General features: G+C 73.3%; 14 protein-coding genes. 4 read left to right on the top strand and 10 right to left on the bottom strand.

Annotated elements, in window-relative coordinates; all coding sequences use genetic code 11:
* Positions 1-169: 169 nt before the first annotated feature.
* The 5 genes from Amac_RS52505 to Amac_RS52485 all read right to left on the bottom strand — a co-directional run bounded on the left by Amac_RS52505 (position 170) and on the right by Amac_RS52485 (position 5,724).
* Positions 170-841 (bottom strand): response regulator, encoded by a 672-nt coding sequence (locus Amac_RS52505; protein ID WP_155361922.1) that lies wholly within the window; start codon positions 839-841, stop codon positions 170-172.
* Positions 838-2,454 (bottom strand): sensor histidine kinase, encoded by a 1,617-nt coding sequence (locus tag Amac_RS52500; RefSeq protein WP_155361921.1) that lies wholly within the window; start codon positions 2,452-2,454, stop codon positions 838-840. Before Amac_RS52500 ends, Amac_RS52505 begins: the two co-directional genes overlap by 4 nt.
* A gap of 128 nt (positions 2,455-2,582) precedes the next feature.
* Positions 2,583-3,683 carry an o-succinylbenzoate synthase gene (menC, locus tag Amac_RS52495; protein ID WP_155361920.1) on the bottom strand — a complete coding sequence of 367 codons (1,101 nt, stop codon included), beginning with the start codon at positions 3,681-3,683 and terminating at the stop codon, positions 2,583-2,585.
* Positions 3,680-4,522 (bottom strand): GNAT family N-acetyltransferase, encoded by an 843-nt coding sequence (locus Amac_RS52490; RefSeq protein ID WP_155361919.1) that lies wholly within the window; start codon positions 4,520-4,522, stop codon positions 3,680-3,682. Before Amac_RS52490 ends, menC begins: the two co-directional genes overlap by 4 nt.
* Positions 4,465-5,724, bottom strand: coding sequence for a metal-dependent hydrolase family protein (locus Amac_RS52485; protein ID WP_170323096.1), 1,260 nt, complete (start codon positions 5,722-5,724; stop codon positions 4,465-4,467). Before Amac_RS52485 ends, Amac_RS52490 begins: the two co-directional genes overlap by 58 nt.
* A 187-nt stretch (positions 5,725-5,911) precedes the next feature.
* On the opposite strand from Amac_RS52485, the gene Amac_RS52480 reads away from it, so the two are divergent.
* Positions 5,912-7,240, top strand: coding sequence for an MFS transporter (locus tag Amac_RS52480; protein WP_218041797.1), 1,329 nt, complete (start codon positions 5,912-5,914; stop codon positions 7,238-7,240).
* A gap of 17 nt (positions 7,241-7,257) precedes the next feature.
* On the opposite strand, the gene Amac_RS52475 is transcribed toward Amac_RS52480, so the two are convergent.
* Together Amac_RS52475 and Amac_RS52470 are read right to left on the bottom strand one after the other, a co-directional pair.
* Positions 7,258-8,736: an amidohydrolase family protein gene (locus tag Amac_RS52475; RefSeq protein ID WP_155361917.1), complete on the bottom strand. Its 1,479-nt coding sequence runs from the start codon at positions 8,734-8,736 to the stop codon at positions 7,258-7,260.
* A gap of 82 nt (positions 8,737-8,818) precedes the next feature.
* The gene (locus tag Amac_RS52470) at positions 8,819-9,910 is read right to left on the bottom strand and encodes a pyridoxal-phosphate dependent enzyme (protein WP_155361916.1); all 1,092 of its coding nucleotides are present in this window, start codon (positions 9,908-9,910) and stop codon (positions 8,819-8,821) included.
* 67 nt (positions 9,911-9,977) lie between these two features.
* On the opposite strand from Amac_RS52470, the gene Amac_RS52465 reads away from it, so the two are divergent.
* Both Amac_RS52465 and Amac_RS52460 read left to right on the top strand, forming a co-directional pair.
* Positions 9,978-10,709, top strand: coding sequence for a Type 1 glutamine amidotransferase-like domain-containing protein (locus tag Amac_RS52465; RefSeq protein WP_170323094.1), 732 nt, complete (start codon positions 9,978-9,980; stop codon positions 10,707-10,709).
* Position 10,710: 1 nt separating this feature from the next.
* Positions 10,711-12,066 (top strand): serine hydrolase domain-containing protein, encoded by a 1,356-nt coding sequence (locus Amac_RS52460; protein WP_170323093.1) that lies wholly within the window; start codon positions 10,711-10,713, stop codon positions 12,064-12,066.
* 50 nt (positions 12,067-12,116) lie between these two features.
* On the opposite strand, the gene Amac_RS52455 is transcribed toward Amac_RS52460, so the two are convergent.
* Genes Amac_RS52455 through Amac_RS52445 form a run of 3 tightly spaced genes read right to left on the bottom strand, consistent with a single transcriptional unit; the run spans position 12,117 to position 14,763 of the window.
* Complete coding sequence (locus tag Amac_RS52455; protein ID WP_155361913.1) at positions 12,117-13,448, bottom strand: alpha/beta fold hydrolase; 1,332 nt, start codon at positions 13,446-13,448, stop codon at positions 12,117-12,119.
* On the bottom strand, positions 13,445-14,407 hold the full coding sequence (locus tag Amac_RS52450; protein ID WP_155361912.1) for a threonine ammonia-lyase: 963 nt from the start codon (positions 14,405-14,407) through the stop codon (positions 13,445-13,447). The genes Amac_RS52455 and Amac_RS52450 overlap by 4 nt, the downstream gene beginning before the upstream one ends.
* Positions 14,404-14,763 carry a RidA family protein gene (locus Amac_RS52445; protein WP_155361911.1) on the bottom strand — a complete coding sequence of 120 codons (360 nt, stop codon included), beginning with the start codon at positions 14,761-14,763 and terminating at the stop codon, positions 14,404-14,406. The genes Amac_RS52450 and Amac_RS52445 overlap by 4 nt, the downstream gene beginning before the upstream one ends.
* Before the next feature lie 100 nt (positions 14,764-14,863).
* On the opposite strand from Amac_RS52445, the gene Amac_RS52440 reads away from it, so the two are divergent.
* Complete coding sequence (locus Amac_RS52440) at positions 14,864-16,402, top strand: PucR family transcriptional regulator (protein ID WP_155361910.1); 1,539 nt, start codon at positions 14,864-14,866, stop codon at positions 16,400-16,402.
* The last annotated feature ends 113 nt before the right edge of the window (positions 16,403-16,515 follow it).

The following is a 16,515-nucleotide window of genomic DNA, read 5'->3' as shown; positions in this document are numbered from 1 at the left end:
GGTGGGAGAACTCACGGTGTCCCTCTCACAGCCCCACACCCGCGTACCCATCCGGCAAAGATCACGATTCCTTCGGATGGGGTGATGTCGTGTTCGGTGTGAAGGTGGGCTTGGGGGAAGGGGAGAATCCTTCGGTCCTGGGATCGGTCTTCGGTCCTGGGATCGCCTCTCAGTCGCGTTTGACCAGGCGGAAGGCGGAGTCCACCAGGCCCATCCTGTGGGCGACGACCGCGGCCTGGATGCGGTTGCGCAGGCGTAGCTTTTCCATGGCGGTGGACACGTGGGACTTCACCGTCGTCAAGCCGACGTGGAGGCGGTCGGCGATCTCGGCGTTGGAGAGGCCCATGCCGATCAGGGCCAGCACTTCGAGCTCCCTCCGGGTGAGCCCGGAGGGGACGGGGGAGCGGGCGGGTCGCTGCTCGGCGGTGAGGGCGCGTTCGACGACGCGGCGCAGTACGGAGGGGGCCAGCAGGGGCTCGCCCGCGGCGGCCTTGCGTACGGCGTCGACCATGCGTTCGGCCTCGTCGTCCTTGACCAGGAAGCCGATGGCCCCGGCGCGGAGCGCGGCGTAGATGTTGTCGTCCTCGGCGAAGGTGGTCAGCACGACGATCCGCGCGGCGGGCCAGGCGGCGAGGATTCTGCGGGTGGCCTCCAGGCCGTCGACCCTGGGCATGCGCAGGTCCATGAGGAGGACGTTGGGCCGATGCCGCTCGGCCAGCTGGACGGCCTGCGCGCCGTCGGAGGCCTCGCCGCAGACTTCCATGTCGCCCGCGGTCTGCAGCAGCATTCGCACCCCGGACCTGACCAGCGCCTGATCGTCGGCGATGACGACTCTGATCACCGCTCTCTCCCCTCATGGTGTACCTCCAGCGGCAGGGTCGCCACCAGCCGCCAGCCACCCTCGCTGTCCGGTCCCGACGACAGGTCGCCGCCGAGTGCCCGGGCCCGCTCGCGCATGCCTGTCACACCCTGCCCCGAGGAGGGCAGGGCGCGGCCCACGCCCGGCTCGGGGGGCGGCCCGCTGAGCACCTCCACCAGCAGCGGCCCGCCGGAGACGGACAGCCCGACCCGGGCCGAGGTGCCGGGGCCGGCGTGTTTGAGCACGTTGGTGAGGCCTTCCTGGACGATGCGGGCGGCCGACGCGCGGGTCACGAGCGGGACGCGCTCGACCTCCGGCTCCATCCGGAGCTCGACGGAGAGCCCGGCGGCCCGCATCCGCTCGACCGCGTCGATCACCATCTCACCGGGATCCGAGACGGGCAGCTGGCCGAGGGTCTCCGGGACGCGCAGCACGTTCAGCAGGCCACGCAGGTCCTCCAGCACCTGGTGCCCGGTGGACCGGATGTCGGACAGCGCCTCGGTGACCGGCTGCGACGCCCCGGCGTAGCGGGCGGCGCTCGCCCGCAGCACCATCGCGCCGACGTGGTGGGCGACGATGTCGTGCACGTCGCGGGCGATGCGCTCGCGCTCGGCGAACTGGTCGGCGCGCAGCCGCGCCTCGGCCAGTTGCCGCGCCTCTTCGGCCATGGCCGTACGCAACCTGATCGCCGACCGGCGAATGCCGATGTAGCGGCCGATCGCGATGGGCGCCGCCACCGTCACGAGCAGGGCCGCCACCCGCGAGGGGGTCACTTCGGGCCAGTCGTCGTCCACGATGTTGAGCGCCGTGACGCCCGTGACGAACGCGCACGTCACCGCGGTCCACGCCCAGGAGGCGCCCATCGCGAACACCCCGAGCGTCGCCAGCAGCATGAGCTGCAGCGAGTCGGCCGCCGCTGGCACCAGCGCTTTGACCAGCACCAGCAGCACCGCCTGGAGTCCCAGCGCCAGCCTGGCCCGCCGCCGGACCAGCCCGGCGGTGGCGCCGCAGCAGACGACCAGCCAGGTCCAGCTGGGCCAGGGTTCGTCGTGCCAGTAGGGCCAGGTGTCGAGCAGCATGAAGGTCATGCCCCCGCCGGCGAGCAGCAGATCGAGCAGGAGCGCCCGCTCCGGCCGCGACAGGTCGGCACGCAGATAGCGGCCTGCCACCAGCGCGAGCCCGGTGACCAGGAACGCGATGACCACGGACGCGGGGGTCATCGCGAATTCCGGTCCGGCCAGGTTGAGCGCCGTGGCCGTGCAGCCGAGGGCGGCGGCCGGAACCAGGAGCCGCCACGACCCCCGGTAGGCCAGAGCGGCCAGCGCCACGGGGAGCAGCAACTGCGGCCCGTTTCGCGCGTCCGGCACGAACCGGTCGTTGATCACCAGCAGCAGGCCGAGCATGATGCCGATCAGCGCGATCACCCCGGCCCCGGAGCGCCTGATCGCACCGGCCGACGCACCGGCCGCGATCGCCGTCGCGAGTACGGCCGCGAACCGCACGGGGTCAGACCACCAGCCGCCGGAGGAGACCGCGACGGCGACCACGCCTCCCGCCAGGGCGAGGCCGAGGTCCGCCACCGTGTCCTTGCCCACGTCACCACGATAGGCACGTGCGTGGCCTCCGCCCTCATCCCTCTGGACGGCAAGACCTCCTCCTACTGGCCGGATGACCGGCAAAGCGGCGGACACCACGGATCAGGCCCGGTTCCCAATAAATGGCGTCATAAGGGGATCCACTCGGTCGAGGTGGTCGCCCTGTCGAGGATCTCCGGGATGGGCGCGAGCCCGAGGCCGGGGCCGGCCGGGACCGGCAGGTGGCCGTCCTCCAGGACGAACGGATCGGTGATGTCGATCTCGAAGTAGCGGCCGGACGCGGAGGTGTCGCCGGGCAGGGTGAAGCCGGGCAGCGCGGCCAGGGCCACGTTGGCGGCCCGGCCGAGGCCGGTCTCCAGCATGCCGCCGCACCAGACGGGGACACCGTGCGCACGGCAGAGATCATGGATGCGGCGGGCCTCCAGGTAACCGCCGACCCGGCCGGGCTTGATGTTGACGATCGAGCACGCGCCCAGGGAGATGGCGGCGGCGGCGTGGGCGGCCGACTCGATGGACTCGTCCAGGCAGATCGGCGTCCTGATCTCGCGGGCGAGCCGGGCGTGCTGCACCAGGTCGTCGTCGGCCAGCGGCTGCTCGATCAGCAGCAGGCCGAAGTCGTCGAGGCGGGCCAGGTGCCGGGCGTCCACGAGGGTGTAGGCGGCGTTGGCGTCGACCTGCAGGAGCACGTCGTCACCGAATCGCTCCCGCACCGCGCGGACGGGGGCCACGTCCCAGCCGGGCTCGATCTTCAGCTTGATCCGGACGTACCCTTCCTCGACGTAGCCGGCGACGGCGTCCAGCAGCTCGGGGATGGAATTCATGATGCCCACCGACACTCCGCACGGCACCCGGTCGCGCGCCGCGCCGAGGAACCGGCCGAACGACTCGCCCGCGGCCCGCAGCTGGGCGTCGAGCACCGCCGTCTCCAGCGCGGCCTTGGCCATCCGGTGTCCCTTGACGGCCTCCAGCGCCCTGTTCACGCCGTACGCGTCGGCGTGCCGGGGCAGCGCCGGGATGAGGAAGCGGCGCAGCGCCTCGGCGGCCCCGCCGACATGCTCGGAGGAGTAGAGCGGTTCGGACATCGCCGCGCATTCGCCCCACCCCTCGGCGTCCGGGGTCACCACCCGGACCAGGAGCACGTCCCGCGCGGTTTCGGTGCCGAAGGACGTACGGAACGGCGCCACCAGCGGCATCGCGATCCGCCGCAATTCGATTCCACTGATTTTCATGAGATGTCCCGCCGTTCGACCACGTAGCACGATCGGTCATGGAAACCCGTGACCCGGGCGCCCTGCTCCAGGAGGCCGCCCAGCACCTCCCTGACCGCGTGCCGCCACGCCTTGGCGGCATCGGGGTCCCGCCGGCGCAGCTCTTCGATGTCCGCCGGGACGGCGACCAGCACGGTCCCGGCGTCGGCGCGGCCGAAGACCGGCCACCCGTCCTGCTCGCCCAGCCCGGTCGCCGCCCCGGCCGGGACCGCCGTCCGGTACGGCTCGCGCCTCGCGGCGGCGGCGACGTGCGGTTCCGACAGCCGCCACACGGCGAGCAGCCGATCGGACTCGTCCCCGGAGTTGATCGCGTCCGCCATGGTGCCGTAGAACGAGGGCAGGTACTCCTCCGGGCGGGCGCCGAGCTTGGCCAGGTTGAAGTGGGCGTTGCGGCGGACCAGCGGGTCGTAGGTCCAGGTGATCCGGTTCAGGCCGCGGGCCAGCGCCCACTCCCGCTGGTGCAGCTTGAGCGCGAACCCGATGCCCCGGCCGATCGAGGCGCCGGTGACGTGGGAGTGCAGGACGTCCCCAGCCGGCGCGGCCAGGAACCCCATCGACGCGCCGACCAGCCTGCCCTCCAGGTAGGCGCCCGCCACGTAGTTGCCCGCGTGCGAGAGCACCCGCATCAGCTCGACCGTGATGGGCTCCCCGCCGGGCTCCGGATGCCAGATGGTGTCGAACAGGCGGAAGGCATCCTCGAACTCCGCACTGTGCCGGAGCTCGCGCAGCGCCGGCCCGCTCATCACGACACCGCCGCGGCGTCGCTGCCCTGGTCCGGGCTCCTCCAGGCCGGTGAGCATGGCGGGTGCTCCTGTCCCGCCTTCATGACGAAGGCCACCGCACGCAGGGACTCGATGTCGGCGAGAGGATCGCCGTCCACGGCCACCAGGTCGGCCCACCGGCCCGGCGCGAGGCTGCCCGCCCGATCCTCGACGCCGAGCACCGTGGCCGCGTTCACGGTCAGCGCTCGCAGCGCCTCGATCGGCGGCAGACCGCCGCGGGCCAGGGCGATCGGCTCGTCGGCGTTGGCGCCGTGCGCGCGCAGCGGCGGGCCGTAGTAGTCGGACCCGGTGGCGATCAGCACGCCCGCCTCATGGGCCAGGAGCAGTGACCGCCCCATCGCGGCGATGGCCTCGCGTTGCTTGCGCGTCCGCCACTCGGGCAGCCCGTGGCCGCCCTCGATCGTCCGCTGGAAGAAGGTTCGCAGGTCGAAGGTCGGCACGTAGAAGGTGCCCCTGGCGGCCATCTCGGCGACGCACTCCTCGTCCAGGTAGTACCCGTGCTCGATGGAGTCGACGCCGGCCCGGACGGCGGCCAGCACGCCCGCCCTGCCCTGGGCGTGGGAGGCCACCCTGCGGCCCAGGCGGTGCGCCTCCTCGACGATGGCGGCGATCTCCTCGGGGGTGAAGTGGGCGTCGTTGGGATGGTCGCGCTCGGAGGACACGCCGCCCGTGGTGCAGATCTTGATGAAGTCGGCGCCGGCCCGGATCGCCTCCCGCACGGCCTGCCTGCACGCCCACGGGCCGTCGGCGATCAGTGAGTCGGGCTGTGCCCTGGCCACCGCCAGCGGCAGGTGGTGCGCGTCCGCGTGCCCGCCGGTCTGGCAGATAGCTGGGCCGGCGGCGTAGATCCTGGGGCCGGGGATCGTGCCGTCGGCGACGAGGCCGCGCAGGTTGAGCGCGATGGCGCTGCCGCAGTCGCGGACCGTGGTGAACCCGGCCGACAGCAGGGCCCGGCAGTCCTGGGCCGCGCGCACGGCCAGGATCTCGCGGTCGGGCAGCTGGCGCTCCTCAGCGTAGGAGCGCAGCCCCGTCAGGTGCATGTGCACGTCGAGGAAGCCGGGCAGGAGCGTGCGATCGCCGAGGTCGATCACCTCGTCGCCGCGCAGACCCGGGCCGATCTCGGCGATGACGTCGCCGCGCACCGCGACGTCGACGTCCTTCAGCATCGTCCCCTCGATCACGTCGAGGAGCCGGGCGGCCCGTACCACCGTGGTTTTCATGATCACTATCCGTCCGCTCGGTGAATCCCGCTCGCTAAAGAGGACCCGCGGGTGGGACGGCCGCGCTTCCTCCTTGTGGCCGGAGAAGCGGCCAGTCGATCGATCGGAGGCGGGGGCGTCGCCCCCGTACCGTCGCCGCCATGCCGGATTAAGAACAGGTGCCAAAAATATGAACACGGAGGCGGCAGTGGAGATCGAACCCCCCAGCACCGTGGGACGTCGCGGATTACGCGGCTTCCTCGGGGATCTCAACCCTCGCAACATCGCCGGACCCCGGCTCCCGCTGACCGTGTTCTGCCTGACGGCGCTGCTGGCGGGCTGGGACGACACCGCGCTCCAGCTCGCGCTCCCCGAGATCCAGGACGACTTCGGGCTCTCGCTCACGATGCTCAGCGTCATCGGCGCGGTCACGCTGGTCGTGACCAACGCCGCCGGGCTCCCGCTCGGCTACCTGACCGACCGGGTGGCCAAGCGCGTGCGGCTCGTCCAGTTCGGCCAGGTGGCGGCCAACCTGGGGGACTTCCTCCAGGCGCTCGCGCCCAACGCGGGCGTCCTCCTGACGGGCCGGGTGCTCGGCGGGGTGGCGAGGCTTCCGCACGACGTGGCCCAGATCCCGCTGCTGGCCGACTACTATCCCCCGTCCTCGCGCGGGCGGGTCATCGCGATGCTGCGGATGGCCGCCGGCATCGGCAGCCTGCTCGCCGCACCGATCGCCGGCTACCTGCTCACGGTGTACGGCTGGCGCATGGCCACCCTGGTGCTGGCGGTCATGGCCACCGCCGTCGCCTGCCTGACCTTCCTGCTGCGCGAACCCCGGCGCGGGGCGGCCGACCAGGCCGGCGCCGCACCAAGTGGGCCAAGGCCGGAACCGGAGGAGCGACGGCCGCCGGGGATCTGGGAAGGCGTTCGCGCCGCCTGGTCTGTCCGGACGCTGCGGGTGCTGGCGGTCAGCAGCGTCGTCTACGGCCTCACGATGGGCGGGCTGACGATGGTGTCGTCCCTGATGGCGGCGCGGGATCTCGCCCTCGACCCGTTCCAGCGCTCCCTGGTGCTGGAAGCGCAGGTGATCTGCGGGCTGCTCGTGGTCCCGCTCGCCGGCGCGCTGTCCGACCGCCTCCTGGTGCGGCGGCCCGCGCTGCTGGCCGCCATCCAGGCCATGGGCACCCTCGGCATCGGCTGCCTTGTCCTGACCCTGGGGCTGGTTCCCTCGGTCCAGGTCTTCATCGTCACCAGCGTGCTGTTCTCGGCGATCGCCGGCATCCAGGTGCCGTCCTTCATCATCCTCATCACCCAGGTGCTCCCCGCCCGGCACCGGGGCGTCGGCCTGCAGCTCACCGCGCCGTTCCAGCTCCTCGGCGGGGCGCTGAGCCCCGTCCTGCTGGCGCTGACCGACGGGCTGGCGCTGCGCTACACCCTGCTCAGCCTCGTCCCCGTGCTGGTGGTCGCCGGCCTGCTCCAGCTCACCTGCATGCGCTCGGTCGCCGGCGACGTCCGCGCCGCCAGGGAGGCGGCGTGAGCAGGCTCGCCCCGACGTCAGCGTCTGATCGGGCGGCCGGGCAGGGCGTCGAGGACCAGCTCACCGTCGCGTACGACGTGCCGCCCGCCGACCAGCACGTGGGCGTACCCCGTGGACGGCCTGGTGCTCGCGGCGTAGGTGGCCTGGTCGCTGACCGCGTCAGGGGAGAAGACGACCAGGTCGGCGTCGCAGCCAGCCTGGACCCTGCCCTTGCGCCGCATGGCCGGCACCGACTCCTGGAGCACCCGCGCCGGCAGCAGGCTGCACCGGCGCACCGCCTCCGGCAGCGACAGCGCTCCCGTCTCCCGGACATGGCGGCGCAGGATCTTGGAGAAGGTGCCGGCGGTACGGGGATGGGTGACCGCCCCCGGCGGCAGCGGCCAGGCCAGCGGGTCGGGCCGCTCGCCTCCCGTCCAGGTCAGCGGCATGGCGTCGGAGCCGATCACGGTGTCCTGGCTGAGCACGGCGCGGTCCAGGAACGCCACGTCGGCCGGGACGTCCTCGTCGAAGTAGTGGATGATCGCCAGGCCGCCCGGGTCGGCGGCGCGCAGCTCGCGCAGCCGTACGGCGTCGGCCACCCGCTCCCCGGTCGGCGCGTAGACGATCGAGTCCGGCCCGATCCCCATGGCGGGCAGCAGCTCGGGGGCCAGGAAGGCGGCGCCGATGCCGGTCATGCCCGCGCCGTACGGGTAGGCCTCGGTCGACACCCGCGCGCCCTCGGCGCGGACCTTCCCGACCAGCGTCAGCACCCGGTCCACCTGGCGCAGGGACGTGCTGTTGAGGTGGCAGTAGTGCATGTGCGCCCCCGTTTCGGCGGCCGCGCGCACCACCTCCTCCGCGCCGTCGATCGGGATGCCGGGAACCTGCTCGACCAGGTCGCGGGCGTGGGTGAAGGTGGGCACGCCCGCCTGCGCGGCGAGCCCGGCCACCGACAGGTACTCCTCGGGGGCGACGCGCGGCGCGTAGCCGATGAGCAGCCCGATCCCCAGGGCGCCGGCGGCGAGATCCTGGCCGATCAGCTCGAACAGCGCGCCGAGCTGGCGCGGGGTCGCCTCGCGCTGCCACCCGGGGTCACCGAGGTTGCGCAGCCCGGCGGTGAGGCCGCCACCGGGCGGGAGGCCGCCGACGGCCGTCATCCTGGCCTGCCCCCAGGAGGCGGAGAACCCGTAGTTGAGCGGACGGCCCTCGGCGGCGGCCGCGTCGTAGGCCTCGGTCACCGGGGCGACGCCCGCCTCCAAATCCAGGACCGTGGTCACCCCGTCGAGCGCCTGGAGGCGGTGACCGGCGATGGTGTGTGAGTGGCTGTGCAGGTCGATCCAGCCGGGGGCGAGCACGAGCCCGGCCACGTCGAGCGTCTCGCGACCCCGGAGCGGGTCCGGCGAGACCGCGGTGATGGTCCCGCCGGTCACGCCGACGTTCGCGACCGCGTCGTGGCCGCTCTCCGGGTCGAGCACCCTCGCCCCCGCCAGCACCAGGTCATGGCTGTTCACCGTCATGCCGCCAGCCTATGGACGGCGACGCCGCGCGCCCTCGTCCATGCTGACGAAAACGGGCGCCGCGGGTCGTCCGTTCAGCCCATCACAGGGACGCCTTGAGCCCGGAACCGCACAGCGGCGCCACGACCGGCCCGCCGGTCAGCAGGGGCGACTCCGCGCCGCGCAGCCGCCGTACCGCCGCGTAGGAGACGGCGCCCGTCGGCTCCACCCACAGGCCCCGGGCGGCGAGCGCGGCGCTCGCCGCGGCGATCTCGTCCTCGCCGACCGTGACGAAGGCGCCGCCGGTGTCCCGGACGGCCGCGAGGATCCGCGAGCCTCTGGCCGGATCGGCGATGGCGATGCCCTCGGCGAGCGTGCGGCCCGGCCGTACCGGACCGGGTTCGTCGAGCCCCGCCGCCCAGGCGGCGGCCAGCGGGGCGCAGCGCTCGGCCTGGACGGCGACGATGCGCGGGACGCGGTCGATCAGCGCGGCGGCGCGCAACTCGGCGAAGCCGCGGTGGGCGCCCAGCACGAGCGTGCCGTTCCCCGCGGGCAGCACCAGCGTCGCGGGCACGGCTCCGCCGAGCTGCTCGAAGATCTCCAGCGCGTAGGTCTTGGTGCCCTCGTGGAAGTAGGGGTTGTACACGTGGCTGGCGTAGAAGGCGCCGCTCTGCTCCACGCGGGCGACGGCGGCGGCCGCCGTGTCCTCGCGCGAGCCCTCGACCACGGTGACCTCGGCGCCGTGCCCCCGGATCTGGAGCAGCTTCTTCTCGCTGGTCCCGGCGGGGACGAAGATCTCGGCGGCGACGCCCGCGCGGGCGGCGTACGCGGCCACCGCGGTCCCGGCGTTGCCGCTGCTGTCGGCGATCAGCCGGGCCGCGCCGAGCGCCCTGGCCAGCGCCACCAGCACGACCGCGCCCCGGTCCTTGAAGGAGCCGGTGGGGGAGGCGAACTCCACCTTGAGGTGCAGGCCGCCGTCCTCCTCGACCAGCGGGGTGCCGCCCTCCCCGAGGGTGATCTCGCGCCAGGGCAGGTCGCCGGCGTCCAGGTAGCGCCAGATCGAGGACGTGCCGGCCCGCGGCGGCCACGCGACGGCGGCGAGCGGCAGGTCCAGCAGACCGCCGCAGTCGCAGCGCCAGCGGTCGGCGGCGGGGGCGTAGGAGCGCCCGCAACGGCATTCGTAAGGGGTGAGCATGACACCAACTTTCTGATGTAGCAACTGTTACATAGAAACATATAGTTCATCGCAAGGAGTAACGACCGTGCCAGGCCCCATCGCCCTCATCGGGCAGAACGACATCGACACGCTCGCCCTGCTGGATCGCGACCTGCTCGCGCGGTCCGGCGGGAACGAGGTGCTCATCCTTCCCACGGCCACCGTCGAGTGGCCGCGGTCCACCGTCACCGAGTTGCTGGCCGAGCGCGTCGGCTTCTATCAGGACAAGCTGGGCACCAAGGTCACCGTGCCGCAGGTCTTCAGCCGCGAGGACGCCCACGACCCGGGGCACGTCCAGGCCGTGGAGACGGCGGGCTACATCTTCCTGAGCGGCGGCAGGCCCAGGCCGCTGGCCGAGATCCTGCGCGGCACCCCGCTCTGGCGGGCGATCCTGTCGCGGTGGGAGGCCGGCGCCGTGCTGGCCGGTGAGTCCGCCGGCGCGGTGGTGCTCACCGACCGCGTGCCCGATCCGGCGCGTACGGACGAGGGAGGCCCTTGGTACACCTACGACTCGCCGGGCCTCGGCCTGCTGCCGGGCCTCGGGGTGGTGCCGCACAGCGACACCGGCAAGGGCCAGCTGATGCTGACCGCCATGCTCGCCGCGACCTCGGTCGACGTCCCGATCGTGGCCGTGCCCGAGAACACCGCGGTCATCCGGGAGCCCGACGGCCGCTGGACCACCGTCGGCGCGCCCGGCGTCGTCGTCTTCCACCAGGGCGCCCACCACTCGCTCGATGCGCTCGCCGTCGTCGAGCCCGACCCCAAGGCGGGGATCTGAGATGACCGGCCTCGACATCCTGCGCGACCGCCTCCAGACGCTGCTCGCCGTACGCGCGACCGAACTCGGCGTCCCCGGCGTCGCGGTGGGCGTCCACCACGCGGGCGCGCAGTTCCACCTCTGCCACGGGGTCACCTCCACGGAGAACCCGCTTCCGGTCGATCCCGGCACGCTGTTCTCGATCGGCTCGGTGACCAAGACCTACACGGCCACCGCCCTCGTGCGGCTGGCCGGCCTCGGCAAGGTCCAGCTGGACGCCCCGGTCGACCGCTACGTGCCCGGCCTCGCGCTCAAGCAGAGCGGGATCACCGTACGGCAGCTGCTCAACCACACCGCCGGGTTCGACGGCGCCGACGGTGCGGCCGGCCCGTCCAGGGACGACGGCGCGCTGGCGGCGTTCGTGGCCAGGATGGCGGAGCTGGAGCAGCTCTTCCCGCCCGGCACGGTCGCCTCGTACAACAACGCCGCGTTCTGCCTGGCCGGGCGGGTCATCGAGACGGTGACGGGCGCCACCTACGAGGCGGCGGTCAAAGAGCTCGTCCTCGACCCCGCGGGGCTGCGCAACAGCTTCTTCGACATGGCCGATGTGATCACTCGCAGGTTCGCGGTCGGCCATGGGAACAAGGGCGCGGACGACGGATCCACCGAGGTCATCCACGCCTGGCACGTGGAGCGCGACCGGGCGGCCGCGGGCGGCGTCTTCAGCGACATCAGGGACCTGCTCGCCTACGGCGGGCACCACCTCGGCGAGGCGGACCTCGCGCCGATGCGGCTGCCCGCCACCGAGCTGGACTTCGACGGCAGCCGGGTCGGCCTGTCGTGGTTCCTGCGCGACGCCGGCGGGGTGCGCGTCGCCCAGCACACGGGCGGCACCATCTGCGGGGTGGCGCTCCTGCAACTCGTCCCCGAGCGCGACGCCGTGGTCGCCGTCACCGCCAACTCCATCGGCGCGGGCGCGGGCACCCTCCTGGGCGAGATCGAGGAGCTGATCCTCTCCGGCCACCTCGGCCTGGCCTTCGCCAAGCCGGAGCCGGCCCGCCTGACGGCGGCGGAACTGGCCGCGTACGCGGGCACTTACGACCGCGGCGAGGGTCACCTGCTCGTGGTACGGCCTGACGGCGACCGCCTCGAGGTCCGCAGGGAGTTCTCCGAGGAGATCATCGCCCACTACCGGGCGATCATGCCCGACCTGGTCGTGCCCGTGCAGGAACCCGTCACGCTCATCCCGCTCGCGGGCGACGCCTTCTTCCAGGCGGGCCGCTCCGAGCGGGTGCCCGACGGCACGTTCGTGCGGCTCGCCGGTGGCGAGGTGGCGGGAGTGCGCTGGTCGGGCCGGGTGGCCCGGCGCATCGCCTAGGTCCGGGAACGCGCCGGGGCCCTCGGCATCAGCGCCGAGGGCCTCCGCGCTCACGGGCTCCGATCGAAGGTGAAATCCAGCCGCACGTCCGTCAGCGTCACCGGGCGGCCGTGCATGAAGTCCCTGACCGCGTCGAAGACCTCGGGCTCGTTGTGCACCGACTGGTGCGCGGCGTTCTCGGCGAGGATGAAGTGACTGTCCGCGAAACCCTCCTTGACGGCGAGCGCGTTGGTCTCCGGCGTGCGCCCGTCGAGCGTGCCGTTCATGAACAGGGCCGGCACCCCGGAGACGACCGGGGCCCGGAACGCGTCCCCCAGGTCGGGCCCGCCGATCGCCTGGCCGATGGCGGGGAAGGGGAAGTTCATCAGGTCGTCCAGGAGCGACTCCTCCCGCGCTATCCTGCGCAGCCGCTCCGCCGTGGCCCCGGAGGCGCAGTCCATGACCGTCGACATCAGGTTGGCGACCGGCTCCGTCCGCAGGTTCCTGACGTGCTCGGCCCACCAGGAGAAGTCGCCCGCCGCCATGGCGAGGAAGAGCGCGGGCAGCTTCTTCAGGAACGGCGCGAAGCCCATCCCCGACGCGGTGACGGCCTTGACGTCGAATTCCCCGATCACCACCCCGCCGGCCTCGGCCGGTTTCTCGCGCAGCCGCTCGAAGACCCTGGCCATGAGGTCCGTCAGGTCGGGCGCCCGCCCGTCCAGTTCGGGCGCCGCCGCGGCGAGCGCGGCGAGCCTGCCCAGGTGGCGGTCGGTGGCGCTGGGCAGCTTGTAGGTGTCGTCCGGTCCCTCGACCGCGTAGATGAGACTGCGCTCGATCCGCTCGCCGTGGCGGCGGATCACCGACAGCGACAGGTGGGAGCCGTAGGAGCCGCCGGCGGTGCGGAAGGTGTCGTAGCCGAGCGCCGCCATCAGCGCGGCGACGTCGTCGGCGCTCTCCTCGGTGGTGTAGCCGTCGAGGTCGGCGCCCCGCTCCCGCCAGAAGGCCGCGGTCGCCGCGGTCGTGGCCAGGTGCTCGGCGAGATACTCCGCGCGGGTGACCACCCGGTCCAGCGGAAGGCCGAGCCGGAAGGGCCCGGTCAGGTTGGGCCTGGACAGCCCGACGCCGCGCTGGTCCAGGACGATCACGTCACCGAACTCCAGGAAGCACAGGTAGCGTCGGGGCTGCGTCGCCCACGTGGAAAGACCGGACGCGCCGGGCCCGCCCTCCAAGTAGACCAGCGGGGGTCCGGGGTCGGGCGAGGTGCTCGGGATGCGGGCGAAGGCCAGCTCGATCATCCTGGACCCGGGCGCGTGACGGTTCTCCGGCACGGCGAACCACCCCATCTCGCAGGGGACCCGGTCGTGGCCGCGGGTGCCGATCAGGACGTGCGGGTGGATCCTCACGCGATCATCCCCTCGGCGAGCAGGCGCCAGTTGACGTTGCTGCCCGACAGCAGCAGCCCGGTGCGGGCGCCGTCGCGCAGCTCGCCGTACGCCGACAGCGCCGCCACGCCGACCGCGGCCGACGGCTCGACGACGACCCGCAGGGCGCGGACCACCTCGCCCAGCGCGGCGAGGATGGCCCCGTCGTCGACGGAGAGGACGCGCACCCCCGCGCCGGCGATGATCGCGAAGTTGACCTCGCCCGGCTTCGGGGCGGTGAGGCCGTCGGCGACAGTGGAGATCGCGGGCGGCACGACGGGCCGTCCGGCCGCGAGCGAGCGCACGATGCCGTCGGCGCCCGCCGGCTGCACCCCGACGATCTCGACGGACGAGCCCGCCGTACGGGCCGCCATGATCGCACCGGCCAGCAGCCCGCCGCCCGAGCACGGCACCAGCAGGCGCTCCAGGTCCGGGTGGTCCTCCAGCAGTTCGAGCGTCGCGGTCGCGGCCCCCGCGACGACCATGGGGTCGTCGAACGGGTGCACGAACGTCAGGCCGCGCTCGGCCCGCAGCGCCTCGGCGCGTTCGAAGGCGACCGCCGCGTCGGTGACGCCGTCCTTGACCACGGTCGCGCCGAGGGCCGCGACGGCGGCCAGCTTCTCGGGCACCGCCTTCTCCGGCATCACCACGGTGAGCCGGGCGCCGAGTTCGCGCGCGGCGTACGCCGCGCCCAGAGCGGCATTGCCCGCGCTGACGGTGATGAGCCCGGCGGACAGCGCGCCGGGCGGCAGGGTGGTGATCCGGTACAGGGCGCCGCGCACCTTGAAGGAGCCGGTGAGCTGGAGGCACTCGGCCTTGGCCACCGTCGGGCAGCCGGTCAGCGCGTCCAGGGCGGCCGAACCGAGTACGGGCGTGCGGACCACGCGGCCGAGCAGCGCCGCCTTCGCCCGCCGTACGTCCTCGCTCGTCGGGAGTCTCATGACGAGGCTTCCACGCGGTAGGAGGCGACGGCCTCGATCTCCACCAGCGCGCCCGGATGGAGCTGGACGCCGAAGGCGGAGCGGGCGGGGTACGGCTTGGCGAAGTGCTCCTGGTACACGGCGTTCATGGCGGCCCAGTCGGCTATCGAGGCCAGGAACACCTGGCACTTGACGACGTCGTCGCGGCCCAGGCCGTGTTCGCCGAGCACGGCGTCCAGGTTGGCCAGCGCCTGCCGCGTCTGCGCGCCGAGATCCCCGGCGAGCGTGCCGTCGGGGCGGAAACCGAGCTGGCCCGAGACGAAGAGCAGGTCACCGGCTCGCCGGGCGGAGGAGTAGGGAGCAGGAGGTCTAGGCATGGCAGGGACACTAATCCCGCGCGATGCCCGCCGATCTCGTGCTTCTGGCCAGACTTCGGGCCCGGCTATCGGACTATCCACAGAATGGACTGATATCGCGATGGATAAGGCGATTTTTCGCCATCTGAGTGTGCGGCTGGTCGCGGAGCACGCCTGCCTCGACGTGCTCGCCGCCCCGCATGGCCTGGACGCGGCGGTCGGCCCGCCCGCCATCCTCGACCCGTCGCCGGGCGCCGTCGTGCTGGCCGCCGGGGTGGACACGCCCCTGGCCAGGGCCGAGCTGCTGCGCGCGCTCGGCACGGCGGGGGCCGCGGCCGTCGTGTTCAAGCCGCCGGTGGAGCCGGGCACGCTCGCGGCGGCAGAGCGGGCCGGCGTCGCGCTGCTGGCCGCCGGCCCCGGGCTCTCCTGGGGCCGCCTGCACACCTCGCTTCAGGCCGCCGCCGACCTCGGCCCGCACGAGCCGCTCGGCGACCTGTTCCAGCTCGCCGACACCGTCGCCGCCACGGTCGGCGGCGCCACCACGATCGAGGATCCGCACAGCCGCGTCCTGGCCTACTCCAACCTCGGCCACCCGACCGACCCGGCCAGGCGGCAGGTCATCCTGGCGCGGGCGGTGCCGGAAGAGTGGGTCAGGACCCTGCGCGACACCGGCGTGTTCCGCCGGCTGTGGGGAGGCGAGGGGGTCGTGCGGGTCACGGCCTTCGACGCGCCCGGCTACCGCCCGCGGCTCGCCGTCGCCGTGCGGGCGGGCGGCGAGCCGCTGGGCAGCATCTGGGTCGTCGAGGGCGAGCGGCCCCTGGGCGTCGAGGCCGAGCGCGCGCTGCGCTCGGCCGCCGGCCTGGTCGCACTCGACCTGCTCGCCGCCCGCGCCGCCACCCGGGCCCGGGGGCGCGGGGACGACGCCCTGCTCGCCGTCCTCGACGGCCGCGTGGAGAGCCTGCTCACCAGGGAGGTCCTGGGCATCGCCCCGGCGGGCCCGATGGCCGCCGTCGCCTTCGCCCCCGAAGCCGCGGGCGGCCCCGCCGAGGAGATCACGGCCGCGCGGCGCGTCGCCGACCTCGTCACGCTCACCGCCGCCGCCTACCGCCACCACGTGACCTGTACGGCGAGCGACGGGAGGGCCTACGCGCTAGTGGGCGGACCGCAGCCGGCCCGCGACCTCGCCGCCCAGGTGGTCGAGCGCGCGGCGACGACCCTCCGGCTAGCCGTGCGCGCGGGCATCGGCGCCACCGTCGACGGCCTGGCCGCGATCGCCCGCTCCCGCCGCGAGGCCGACCAGGTACTCGACCTGCTGGTGGGCAGCCCGGGACCCGGCATCGCGACGATCGACGACGTCCGGGCCAGAGTCACGATCGAACGGCTGCGCGGCCTCCTGCACGAACACCCCGAGTTCCGCGAACTACGCGAAGGCGGACTAGCCACACTCGCCGCCCAGGACGCGCACAAGGGCACCTCCTGGGTGGCAACCGTCCGCGCCTACCTCGACGCCTTCGGCGACGTAGCCTCGGCCGCCGACCGAGTCAGCGTCCACCCCAACACCTTCCGCTACCGCCTCAGACGCATCAACGAGGTATTCGGCCTGGACCTCTCCGACCCCGACGAACGCCTGGTCGCCGCCCTGCAACTACGCCTCACATGACAGCCAGCCAGCCCGGGAGTCCCACCGTGCCGCGATTGTCGCTTCGCGAGGGCAACCACGGAGATGCCGGGGTCGGGCGGAGCCCGGAGGGGAAACAAAGGGCTGGGTGGGTG

The organism is Acrocarpospora macrocephala, assembly GCF_009687865.1.
GTDB classification, from domain to species: domain Bacteria; phylum Actinomycetota; class Actinomycetes; order Streptosporangiales; family Streptosporangiaceae; genus Acrocarpospora; species Acrocarpospora macrocephala.
The sequence above is the reverse complement of the archived record's forward strand: the minus strand, read 5'-3'. Positions and strand labels throughout refer to the sequence as shown.

Bases quoted from the DNA above. Each gene is read 5' to 3' on its own strand.
- menC (WP_155361920.1), bottom strand. From the start codon at position 3,683: ATGAAAATCAGTGGAATCGAATTGCGGCGGATCGCGATGCCGCTGGTG.
- Amac_RS52490 (WP_155361919.1), bottom strand. From the start codon at position 4,522: ATGCTCACCGGCCTGGAGGAGCCCGGACCAGGGCAGCGACGCCGCGGC.
- Amac_RS52485 (WP_170323096.1), bottom strand. From the start codon at position 5,724: ATGAAAACCACGGTGGTACGGGCCGCCCGGCTCCTCGACGTGATCGAG.
- Amac_RS52475 (WP_155361917.1), bottom strand. From the start codon at position 8,736: ATGACGGTGAACAGCCATGACCTGGTGCTGGCGGGGGCGAGGGTGCTC.
- Amac_RS52470 (WP_155361916.1), bottom strand. From the start codon at position 9,910: ATGCTCACCCCTTACGAATGCCGTTGCGGGCGCTCCTACGCCCCCGCC.
- Amac_RS52460 (WP_170323093.1), top strand. From the start codon at position 10,711: ATGACCGGCCTCGACATCCTGCGCGACCGCCTCCAGACGCTGCTCGCC.
- Amac_RS52450 (WP_155361912.1), bottom strand. From the start codon at position 14,407: ATGAGACTCCCGACGAGCGAGGACGTACGGCGGGCGAAGGCGGCGCTG.
- Amac_RS52445 (WP_155361911.1), bottom strand. From the start codon at position 14,763: ATGCCTAGACCTCCTGCTCCCTACTCCTCCGCCCGGCGAGCCGGTGAC.
- Amac_RS52440 (WP_155361910.1), top strand. From the start codon at position 14,864: ATGGATAAGGCGATTTTTCGCCATCTGAGTGTGCGGCTGGTCGCGGAG.